Origin of the sequence: Frankia sp. AgKG'84/4, from assembly GCF_023242965.2 — a bacterium.
Classification (GTDB): Bacteria; Actinomycetota; Actinomycetes; order Frankiales; family Frankiaceae; genus Frankia.
Map to the genome: position 1 here is coordinate 1 of NZ_JALKFU020000698.1, position 560 is coordinate 560.

1 protein-coding gene is annotated in these 560 nt (G+C 79.5%); it reads right to left on the bottom strand.

What is annotated here, in order from left to right; all coding sequences use genetic code 11:
• On the bottom strand, positions 1-560 hold a 560-nt coding region (locus MXD58_RS24685), incomplete at both ends, for a DUF5719 family protein (protein ID WP_250610048.1).

Here is a 560-nt window from a genome sequence, read left to right on the forward strand (position 1 = left end):
GGGCGGCCCGGGCGGCACGACGACGCCGCCGAGCAGCAGCCGGCGGGCCGGCGGCGAGGTCGCCGGGACGAACCGAGCGGCGGTGAACGGGCCGGCCGCGCTCGATCGGTCCGTCACCCAGGCGAGCAGTCGGCCGGCGGTCACCTGGACGTCCAGGGCCGTCACGGTGGCTTCCGGGGCGAACGCGGCCAGCCGGCGGGTGAGCGTCCGCCCGGCGGGCACCGCCACCGCCCGGGCGGGCCCGGCCGGACCATCCGCGTACACCCGCACGCTGACCTGCGCAGGCTGATCACTCAGGTTGGCGAAGACGACCACCGGGTCGCGTCCCGCGACCGTCGACGGCCCAGCGAACCAGGTGCGGGACGAGACGGGCAGACAACGGGCCCGGGCCGGGCCGGCACCGTCCCCGGGCGCCGTGATCGTGGCGGACAGGCCAGGGGCCACCCGGGCCCCGGCGGAGATCTGCAGCGCGCCGTCCCGGCCTCCGCCGTCGACCGGCGGCAGAGTGAGCCGCCCGGCCCCGCGGGCGGTGCGTACCTCGCGCCCGCCAGGGGTGACGC